The following is a 9,817-nucleotide window of genomic DNA, read 5'->3' on the forward strand; positions in this document are numbered from 1 at the left end:
ATTGTTTTACCCTATTTGGTTTATTTTGAAGCAGTCGCAACTGCCAATGCTAATGAATATACTTTTGTTTCTGCTGAATCAGCACGTGATGTTAAAACAATCGGTGCTTTAGCGCCAGCAATCATCGCTCCTACCTTTGCATTTGCAAAATAGACGAGTGATTTATATAGCACATTTCCAGCTTCAATCGTTGGGACGAGTAAAATGTCTGCCTTACCTGCTACATCACTTACTATGCCTTTATGTTCTGCTGCAATTTGTGATACTGCATTATCTAAAGCAAGTGGTCCATCAACGACACAATTTTTAATTTGTCCGCGGCGATTCATTTGAGTTAACATCGCTGCATCAATTGTCGCTTGCATCGCAGGATTAACAACCTCTACCGCTGCAATTGGCGCTACCTTTGGCAAATCAATTCCTATTGCCTGGGCAACTTCTACAGTATTTTGTATAATAGCAGCTTTTTGTGTTACATCAGGTGCAATGTTCATCGCTGCGTCTGTAACAAAAATAAGACGATCGTAATTTGGAACTTCAAACGCTGCAACATGTGAAAGCACGCTGCCCTTACGAAGTCCCCACTCTTTATTTAATACAGCTTTCAAAATATTTGCTGTTGGGATGTTCCCCTTCATTAGCACATCTGCTTCGCCATTGCTTACAGATTTAACAGAAAGTTCTGCAGCCTCAGCACTTGACGCTGCTGCAATCACTTCAATATGTTCTGAAGTTTGTAACCCATGCTCTTGTAGCATCCCTATTATTTTCTCTTGATTTCCATATAGACGAAATTGAGCTAGCTGTAACTTGATTGCTTTCGCTACAGCTTCAATTACTTCATGATCTTCAGCTACTGCTACAGCCACAGTTTTTTTAGACTGTCCTGCTGCTTGATCAATTAAGTGTTCTAACTTCATATTTTGTAATCAACCCTTTCCGTCGTCCCTCGTCTATTCATTAAGCAAATACCGTGCCAACTTTCAAAAGTGGTCTTACCAATAATGAAAACGCATTCAAAACGCAGTAAAATCAATACTTTGGAAAACAACGGAATATTCTGTCTCGTTTTGTCGCTTTTTGTATACCACGCAATAAATTGCACGGTGCGCAATTTATTGCATGCTATTTTTTGCGCAGTCATACTTTTCTAGCTTGTAATATAAGTTTCGAACTGAAATTCCTAACGCTTTTGCAGTCTTCGTTTTGTTCCCATCAAATTTCTCTAAATATTCACGGATAATATTCCCCTCAAATTCTGTCACTAGGTGTTCAAGGGCCTTCTCTTCTAATTCAGGTAATAAATTATTTTGTTTCGTCTCTACTTGTTCTTCTTTATGTAAAGGCGGTAAATGATGTACATCAATATATATTTCGTTATAATTCATAAAGATAATAGCTCGTCCTAAAATATTTTCAAGTTCCCTAACATTCCCTGGCCATTCATATGATTGTAAATACGAAACGGCTGAATCGGTGAGTCCTTCTACATTACGACCATAATCTTGATTAATTTTTTGAATTAACCTTTCTGCAATCGCTGGTATATCTCCTTTACGCTGACGAAGGGAAGGAATTTGAATCGGGATTTTATTTAAACGATAATACAAGTCCTCTCTGAACTCTCCTTCTAGAATGCCCTTTTCTAAATTCACATGTGTTGCTGCAATTACCCGGACATTAATAGGTATCGCTTTCGTTCCCCCTACTTTCACAATTTCTTTTTCTTGTAGCACACGAAGGAGCTTCGCTTGCGTATTTGCAGATAACTCTCCGATTTCATCTAAAAAAACACTTCCATTATTCGCTTCTTCAAAGAATCCTCGTTTCCCGCCTCTTTTCGCTCCAGAAAACGCGCCTTCCTCATAACCGAATAATTCACTTTCTAATAAGGTCTCAGAAATAGCAGCACAGTTTACTCGTACAAACTTATTGTATTTTCGATTACTACTGTTATGAATAGCGTGTGCAAATAACTCTTTCCCCGTACCAGATTCCCCTCTAAGCAATACTGTTGCCGGTGTATTCGCTCCAAGTTTTGCTTGTTCAATAGCTGCCGTCGTTTCATCTGAATCACCAACAATATCATCAAATGAATATTTTGCTTCTAACGTTCGAATAATTTGTCTTGCCCTATTCAATTCATTTGTTAACTTTTGAATTTCTGATACATCGCGAATTACCCCGACGCTCCCTTTCAATATTCCATCGACAATAACCGGTGCTACGTTTACAATTACATCTCGCTTTTTTTGCCCAATCTTCATATGTATTCCTCGTACCGCTCGGCGCGTCCGAAGTACTTTCATATGCATACTTTCACCTTCCACAATATCAGTTGTAGCCGGCTTCCCAATAATTTCTTCTTCAGTCAAACCCGTTAACTTCGTATAAGCAGGGTTTATAACTAGTCCTCTTCCTTTCTCATCAACAACCGAAATTGCTTCCTCAGATGAGTTAATAATCGCCTCAAGTAGCGTTTGAATTTCTTTTAAGTCTGTAACTTCTTCCGCTAAATCTACAACTTCTGTAATGTCTTTAAAAATCGCAAATGCCCCTTGAACCTCTCCACCTTCTTTTAATATCGGAATACGCGTTGTAATAATCTTTTTTTCATTCTCTAACGTCAGTTCATGATTCACTTCTATTTTTTTCGTGCGTATAATACGAAGCAACTTACTCGTTGGAATAACTTCTAAAATATATTTCCCTATTGCTTCCTCTTTTTTATATCCAGTAATACGCTCTGCGCTTTTATTAAACAGACGAACTTGTCCCTCTTGGTCTATAACAATCATACCGTCATGCGTTGAATTTAAAATTAAATTCCCTTGTTGCGTCTGTTCTTCTAGCTTTCCAATTAAGCTTTCCTTCTCATGCGCTAGTCTCGTAACAATTTTTGCAATATCCCCTGGTATAAGAAGGGTGTCTTTATGCTTGCTTCCCAATAAAACTTTATGTAAATCATAATCACCTGTCATATCAAACATTACATCAATATGCATAGAAAGAAACGGAGTTACACTATCACCAATCGGAGTCCCATATTCCTTTGCGATTTGTAATCCTTTCGCAATTGGATTACTATCAATAACTCCTATAATTTGAAATATATTCGAATTTTGCAACAGACTCAGCAGTGTACTCCCACCTTCACCTGCTCCAACAATTAACACATTTTGTTTCATACATTACACTTCCTCTCGAAGTATCTCTGCAAAATTTTTCACATTCTTATCTTACTCGTTCAGCAACCTCTTGACAAACCCCCATTCCATATAACATCATTAAAATACACAAAATAATCTAAAAAGGAGCGTTATGTATGCAGCGTTACCTCGCTCTATTATTAGCACTCATCCCCATTTCATTAGCCGTGCTTGGTATTAAACTAATGAGAGATACTGTATTTGGGATTTTGTTCTCCCCAATCCCTATATTATGGTTACAATTTTTAATCGGCGCTCTTTGCTTCGCACTCGGGTTTTATATCTTCGGCGGCTTCGTCTTACACAGAGATCGTAAGAGAAATAAAGTACAAGCACGCTTCAGAAGATAAAACAAAGTTTTCACATATCATAAATAAAAAATGAGACCATTATATTAGGTCTCATTTTTTTATCGGTAATAAAGTTCTTGCTGTTTCAGGATAATCAGTAATAATCGCTGATATATTCATATCAAAATATTTACGCATAAGCGTTTCTTCATTTATCGTGTAAGGACGAACCTCCACACCACTTCCCATCGTTAATTCAGCGATAGCATCTTGAAGATAACGATAATTCGGATGTACTGCAGTAGCACCCATCTTTTTTGCATATGCCCACGGGCTATGCAAACCTTCACGATACAAAATAGCTGTTTGAATATCAGGAGCCATCATATGACATCGCTTCATACTGTAGTGATTAAAAGAAGAAAACACAATCCGATCCTCTAGACTAAACTTACGTACAAGTGTTATAACCTCTTCTTCTAAACCTCTGTATGGGATTTTATTATTTTTCAGTTCAATATTGAGTAGCAATTTCGTTTTTGCGAGCCATTCTAACACCTCTTCTAGAAGAGGTATTTTGCAAAAACCTACTTTGTCACCGAATTTATAACTCGCATCCAACTTACATAAATCCTCATATAAATAATTCCGAACCGCACCTTTTCCATTTGTTGTCCGATCCACCGTTTCATCATGAATAACGACAACTTTTCCATCTTTCGTGAATTGAACATCGAGTTCAATTCCGTCTGCCCCGAAAGCCTCTGCTGCTTCAAATGAAATCATTGTATTTTCCGGATACGTTCCCGCCGCACCACGATGCGCAAATATAAGAGTCATCCTCACTCCCCCAATCTTATGCTATACTATACGAAAAAGGAGGTACTTCTATGAGACCATTACAAATTTCTCCAGACACTGCAGTCCGCCTATCAAAAGCGTTAGGTGTTCCACTTGAACAACTTATGCATATGCCACAGCATATTTTAATCCAAAAGTTAGTTGAATTAGAAAAACAAAATAAAGACGAAGAATAATATAGTCCTGTTTTGCAGGGCTTTTTATTATCATCTATTATATCATGGATGACTTCCCCGCTAAAATCCTTTAACAGATGTACTACGATGCGAGTTAGCCTTCACTTCATCATTTAATAATGAATTATATATCTTCTTTTTTGTTACAAGTCATAAAGAAAGCAGAATATTTATTCACAAGTCACCATTGCCCCCTTAAAGCAAGGTAATAAAAAAACTAGAAGCCCTTCATATTATTTTTTATTGAACATGCGGAGTATCCCCTGATTCGTATAGTTCTTTCGCTTTTTCCTCCCCAAATGTAGTTAAAATATAATGTTGCTCTTCTACCGCATCCATCGCTCTAGTGGCTTTACAAACATTACCCTCTTGAGCATCCGAGAAAAAATTGTGATCTTCTACAATTTTACTAAAATCTTTTTTCGCCCATCTATCAGCAATTGCTACAAGCTCCTTTTTCTTCGCAAAACTACTCTTATTTATGATTTTTTTTAATTTTTCAGCGTTATTTTGAATCATTGGGATGGATCCCGATTTTCGTTCTGCCACTACTTTTTGATGAGTCATGTGGTACATCGCTGTAATGACTTCGCTTTCAGTAGAATTTTCAGTAACATACACATCAACAAAGACTCCATCTACCTCTCTACCTACTATCGTTGGGTCTTCTTTTTTATCTATTTGAGCACTCACTTCTTTATCTACTGGATTATCGGCAAGCTCTAACATTCCAAATGTAACTGCAACAGCAAGAACTCCCATAGCTGCTACTATTCCTAGCCAAGTTAATATTTTGTTTTTCATTTTCCTTCTCCCTCTTTTTCTCAACAAAATAAAAAGACCAACGAATTCTAAAATTCATTGGTCATTAAATAAAAGTTTATTGGTTTTAAAATTGATATCGAGTATAAATTTCAAGAATTATTAAGCTCTACTAAAACTTAAATCCCTTACTACTTTTCCTCTCAGCTAGCCTTATGTTCAAGTCTTAGCTTATCCGCAACCATTGCGATGAACTCGGAATTCGTAGGTTTTGCTTTTGACATAGATACTGTATAACCAAATAAGGACGAAATAGAATCAATATTCCCACGGCTCCAAGCTACTTCAATTGCGTGACGGATTGCGCGCTCGACACGGCTTGCTGTTGTATTATATTTCTTTGCAATATCTGGATATAATACTTTCGTAATAGATCCTAGTAATTCGATATCATTGTACACCATAGAGATTGCTTCTCGTAAGTACATGTACCCTTTAATATGAGCGGGTACACCAATTTCATGAATGATACTTGTAATACTCGCATCTAAGTTTTTCGGTTTTCCATCGATCGTTGTTGCTGATCGGAAAGATGGTAATGGACGTTTAATAGTAGCACTTTCCTTACCACTAACTTGACGAATATGACTTGTTAAATTCTCCATATCAAATGGTTTTAATATGAAATATGATGCCCCTAAATCAACCGCTTTTTTCGTCACATCTTCTTGTCCGAATGCTGTCAACATAATAACGCTAGGTTGTCTTAACCTTTCAATATGTCGCATTTTCTCTAGCACAGCCAGACCATCTAAATGTGGCATAATAATGTCTAAAACGAGTATATCAGGCTGCTTTTCTTTCAATAAGTTTAAACATTCTTGACCATTGTAAGCAATTCCGATAACTTCCATATCATCTTGGGCAGCAACATAACTCTCTAGCATCGATACCAATTCTTTATTATCATCCACAAGACATACTTTAATTTTCTCCACAGTTTTTCCTCCCTTACCGAATCGATTCTTCCGACATGTGTAAGCTTCTAGGCTACATGAATTGTTCGACAATTGTGTGAAAATTCCCTTTAAAGTTTCTTACTTTCCGATAAAATCACAAAAAAATATGTTTATCGTTCATTTTTTTACTTTCGCAACACATTCCATCATAGAATTACAGCGAAACGTTCAACCCTTTGCTTATATCTTACAACAAAAAACAGCTCTTGCGGAGCTTTTACAAAATTTCAACGAATTTTTCAAAAGAAAAGCGAGCTAATATGTATTAGCTCGCTTTTTTCTCTTGATCATAAATATTAATTCCAGCCTCATGTAACATCCATTCAATATGAACACCGTATCCTGACGTTGGATCATTTACAAATACATGTGTAACCGCACCAATTACTTTCCCATTTTGTACAATCGGACTTCCACTCATTCCTTGTACAATACCACCCGTTTTTGCTAGTAAACGTTTATCTGTCACTTTTATAACCATACCTTTTGTAGCCGGGAACTTTTGTGGTACCGTACTAACAACTTCAATATCAAACGCTTCCACCTTATCTTGATCAATAACTGTTAATATTTTCGCTGGCCCTTCTTTTACTTGATGAGATAATGCGATAGGCATTGCTTTATCCATTATGCCGTTTGTCATATCTGTGTTTAATTTCCCAAAAATACCATACGGGCTATTTATTGTAATATTACCAATCACTTCACGATCCGGTGAAAATCTTGCTAATTTTTCTCCCGGGTTCCCGTGACTTCCTCTTTCAATAGACGTTACTGTCGAACGCATAATTTGTCCATCTTCTACTTGAATTGGCTTTTTTGTATCATTATCGGAAATTACATGACCAAGCGCTCCATATTTCATAGAATCTGGATGTACAAATGTCATCGTTCCGATACCAGCTGCTGAATCACGAATATACAGTCCAATTCGGTAAGAGGATTCACCATTGTCTTTTTGTGGTGTTAGCTTAGCACGAATATATTTTCCATCTCTTAATAAAACAAGATTAAGCGGTTCACCTGTTTCTCCACTATTATGAATAAATGGTGCTACATCACTCATTCTTTCAATTGTTTTACCATTGATTTCAGTAATCATATCTCCAATCTGTACACCAGCTGTTTCACCAGGAGATACTTTACCCTTTTCAGTTTGAATTAAATGATGGCCTACAACAAGTACACCTTTTGTGTTCAATTTTACACCAATCGATTGTCCACCTGGAATAACTTTAAAATCTTTTAATACTTTCACATTTACTTTTTTCACTGGAAAACCAGCAAGTTGAAACACCATATCAGCTTCACCATTTTGGTGAGAATTTACCATAAGTTCTTGTTCATTTGAACTTACAGTAAATACATTACGATTTGTAGATGCAGCCTTAAAAACTGGTAATGATGCTATTTCTGATTGTTGTCCTTCAAAAACAACAAGTTGCTTCGGCGATGAAATAAACGTTCGAAGCGGTTTAAAACATCCAATAAAAACTAGAGAAACAAGGAGACAAAGACCTATTATTTTTCGAAATCTTTCTAATTTCAATTTGTTCACTCTCCTCGCTCCTACCCCACATTCAGCCTCTTGGCTTCACTTTTTAATCTCTCCTTGCAGCGCTTTATTTATAACCGGAAGAATTAAGAAATCGTCATTTGAGAAAAAAAAGCTATCCATTACTGGATAGCCTCTGCTGTCTGTTTGAAATGATGCGCTTGCGTAAGTAACTCTTTCGCATGCTCTGTCGTTAAATCTGTAATTTCAACACCAGAAATCATTCGAGCAATTTCTGTTACTTTTTCATCCGTACTTAACACAGTAACCGATGTAATCGTACGATCATTCGCCACTTGTTTTCTAATAAATAAATGAGAGTCCGCCATTGAAGCTACTTGAGGTAAGTGCGTAATACAAAGTACTTGCGAGTTTACTGATACACGATAAATTTTTTCCGCAATAGCCTGTGCAACCCGACCACTCACACCCGTATCCACTTCATCAAAAATAACAGATGCAACACCTTGATGCTTAGAAAAAATGCTTTTTAAAGCTAAAATAATACGAGATAACTCTCCGCCAGAAGCGACCTTTGAAAGTGGCTTTAACGGTTCACCCGGATTCGTTGAAATATAAAATTCCACATGATCGTAGCCATCCGCCGTAAGTTTTACCGGTGTTCCTTCCACGAGAGGTTCTTCTACATTTCCTACCCTCTTCATAATTCTCACTTCAAATTTCGTTTTTTCCATATATAGTTCTTTTAATTCTTGATGAATAGCGCTTGTAAGATGATCTGCAAGCTCATGACGCATAGTACTTAACAACGTTGCTTCTTTTACAATAACACCTTCTAATTTCGTTAACTGCTTTCTCGTCGTTTCAATATGTACGTCTTTATTTTCAATCGTAAAAATTTCTTGTTCAATTTTATCAGCATACGCTAAAATCTCTTCTACAGTATTTCCATACTTTCTCTTTAACATACGGATTTCATTCAAACGTGTTTCAATTTCATCTAGACGTTTCGGATCATATTCCATCATATCTAATTTTTCTCTAAGCTGGTATGCAACTTCTTCTAATAAGTAATAACTATTCGCAATAGAATCATGATTTTCTTGATACGCTTCATCTAAGTGCGTAATACTCTCCATTTGTCCCATTGCATTTCTTACGTGATCCAATCCCTGTCCGTCTCCACTTAACGAACGATACGCATCTCCTAATGCTTTATAAATCTTTTCAAAATTGGAGATTTTTAATCGTTCCTCAGTCAATTCATATTCTTCATCCATTTTTAAATCCGCCTTACGAATTTCTTCATGTTGGAATTGAATTAAATCTAGACGATGGGCCATTTGTTGTTCATTTTCACTTAAAGATTTCAGCTGTTTTTTTAACTTCTCATAGTCTGTATATACATTTTGATATATGCCCAATTGTTTAACAATGCGATTTCCATCAAAATGATCAAGCATAAACATATGACGCTCTTCATTCATTAAATCTTGTGTTTCATGCTGTCCATGAATATCAACTAGCGTTTTTCCAATCTCTTTTAATATGCTGAGTGTAACAAGTTTCCCATTTACACGACAGACACTTTTTCCGTTCGCAGCGATGTCACGCTTCAAAATAATCATGCCATCTTCTATTTCTATATCTAACTCTTCTGCCTTTGCGATACATGGATGTTTGTCATCTTCTACATAGAATAAGCCTTCTATCTCAGCCTTTTCTGTTCCATATCGAACAAATTCTGCTGAACCACGGCCACCAACAAGCAAACTAATTGCATCAATAATAATGGATTTTCCAGCTCCTGTTTCACCACTTAAAACGGTTAAACCTTTTTGAAAAGAAATATTTAATGCCTCAATAATAGCAAAGTTTCTGATCGATAATTCCGATAACAATGCCCCATTCACCTCGTTATAAACTAATCCCCTATTAAGGGCTTTTCTCAGTATTCTTCATTCAAATAGTTATACTATATGTT

At 36.5% G+C, this 9,817-nt stretch carries 9 protein-coding genes; 2 read left to right on the plus strand and 7 right to left on the minus strand.

Annotated elements, in window-relative coordinates:
* Window positions 1-20 precede the first annotated feature (20 nt).
* On the minus strand, window positions 21-920 hold the full coding sequence (gene yqiS, locus AB3X49_RS01435; RefSeq protein ID WP_367960202.1) for a phosphate butyryltransferase: 900 nt from the start codon (window positions 918-920) through the stop codon (window positions 21-23).
* A gap of 195 nt (window positions 921-1,115) precedes the next feature.
* A complete protein-coding gene (locus AB3X49_RS01440; protein WP_060749631.1) occupies window positions 1,116-3,188 on the minus strand; it encodes a sigma-54 interaction domain-containing protein in 2,073 nt (690 codons plus the stop codon).
* A 137-nt stretch (window positions 3,189-3,325) separates the two neighbouring features.
* On the opposite strand from AB3X49_RS01440, the gene AB3X49_RS01445 reads away from it, so the two are divergent.
* Window positions 3,326-3,559 (plus strand): DUF2627 domain-containing protein, encoded by a 234-nt coding sequence (locus AB3X49_RS01445; protein WP_001190193.1) that lies wholly within the window; start codon window positions 3,326-3,328, stop codon window positions 3,557-3,559.
* Window positions 3,560-3,610: 51 nt separating this feature from the next.
* On the opposite strand, the gene AB3X49_RS01450 is transcribed toward AB3X49_RS01445, so the two are convergent.
* Window positions 3,611-4,339: a glycerophosphodiester phosphodiesterase gene (locus AB3X49_RS01450; protein ID WP_002033957.1), complete on the minus strand. Its 729-nt coding sequence runs from the start codon at window positions 4,337-4,339 to the stop codon at window positions 3,611-3,613.
* 50 nt (window positions 4,340-4,389) lie between these two features.
* On the opposite strand from AB3X49_RS01450, the gene AB3X49_RS01455 reads away from it, so the two are divergent.
* Window positions 4,390-4,536: a YycC family protein gene (locus tag AB3X49_RS01455; RefSeq protein WP_001247671.1), complete on the plus strand. Its 147-nt coding sequence runs from the start codon at window positions 4,390-4,392 to the stop codon at window positions 4,534-4,536.
* A gap of 240 nt (window positions 4,537-4,776) precedes the next feature.
* Here AB3X49_RS01455 and AB3X49_RS01460 read toward each other — a convergent pair whose 3' ends face one another.
* The 4 genes from AB3X49_RS01460 to recN form a co-directional block, all read right to left on the minus strand.
* A complete protein-coding gene (locus AB3X49_RS01460; protein WP_367960204.1) occupies window positions 4,777-5,340 on the minus strand; it encodes a PRK06770 family protein in 564 nt (187 codons plus the stop codon).
* 161 nt (window positions 5,341-5,501) lie between these two features.
* Window positions 5,502-6,296 carry a sporulation transcription factor Spo0A gene (spo0A, locus tag AB3X49_RS01465; RefSeq protein WP_002015081.1) on the minus strand — a complete coding sequence of 265 codons (795 nt, stop codon included), beginning with the start codon at window positions 6,294-6,296 and terminating at the stop codon, window positions 5,502-5,504.
* A gap of 286 nt (window positions 6,297-6,582) precedes the next feature.
* Window positions 6,583-7,875, minus strand: coding sequence for a SpoIVB peptidase (gene spoIVB, locus AB3X49_RS01470; RefSeq protein ID WP_002015079.1), 1,293 nt, complete (start codon window positions 7,873-7,875; stop codon window positions 6,583-6,585).
* A 119-nt stretch (window positions 7,876-7,994) separates the two neighbouring features.
* Window positions 7,995-9,734, minus strand: coding sequence for a DNA repair protein RecN (recN, locus tag AB3X49_RS01475; protein WP_002088564.1), 1,740 nt, complete (start codon window positions 9,732-9,734; stop codon window positions 7,995-7,997).
* Window positions 9,735-9,817: the final 83 nt, after the last annotated feature.

The organism is Bacillus sp. C30 (genome assembly GCF_040838255.1).
Classification (GTDB): domain Bacteria; phylum Bacillota; class Bacilli; order Bacillales; family Bacillaceae_G; genus Bacillus_A; species Bacillus_A mycoides.

Bases quoted from the DNA above. Each gene is read 5' to 3' on its own strand.
- yqiS (WP_367960202.1), bottom strand. From the start codon at position 920: ATGAAGTTAGAACACTTAATTGATCAAGCAGCAGGACAGTCTAAAAAA.
- AB3X49_RS01440 (WP_060749631.1), bottom strand. From the start codon at position 3,188: ATGAAACAAAATGTGTTAATTGTTGGAGCAGGTGAAGGTGGGAGTACA.
- AB3X49_RS01445 (WP_001190193.1), top strand. From the start codon at position 3,326: ATGCAGCGTTACCTCGCTCTATTATTAGCACTCATCCCCATTTCATTA.
- AB3X49_RS01450 (WP_002033957.1), bottom strand. From the start codon at position 4,339: ATGACTCTTATATTTGCGCATCGTGGTGCGGCGGGAACGTATCCGGAA.
- AB3X49_RS01455 (WP_001247671.1), top strand. From the start codon at position 4,390: ATGAGACCATTACAAATTTCTCCAGACACTGCAGTCCGCCTATCAAAA.
- AB3X49_RS01460 (WP_367960204.1), bottom strand. From the start codon at position 5,340: ATGAAAAACAAAATATTAACTTGGCTAGGAATAGTAGCAGCTATGGGA.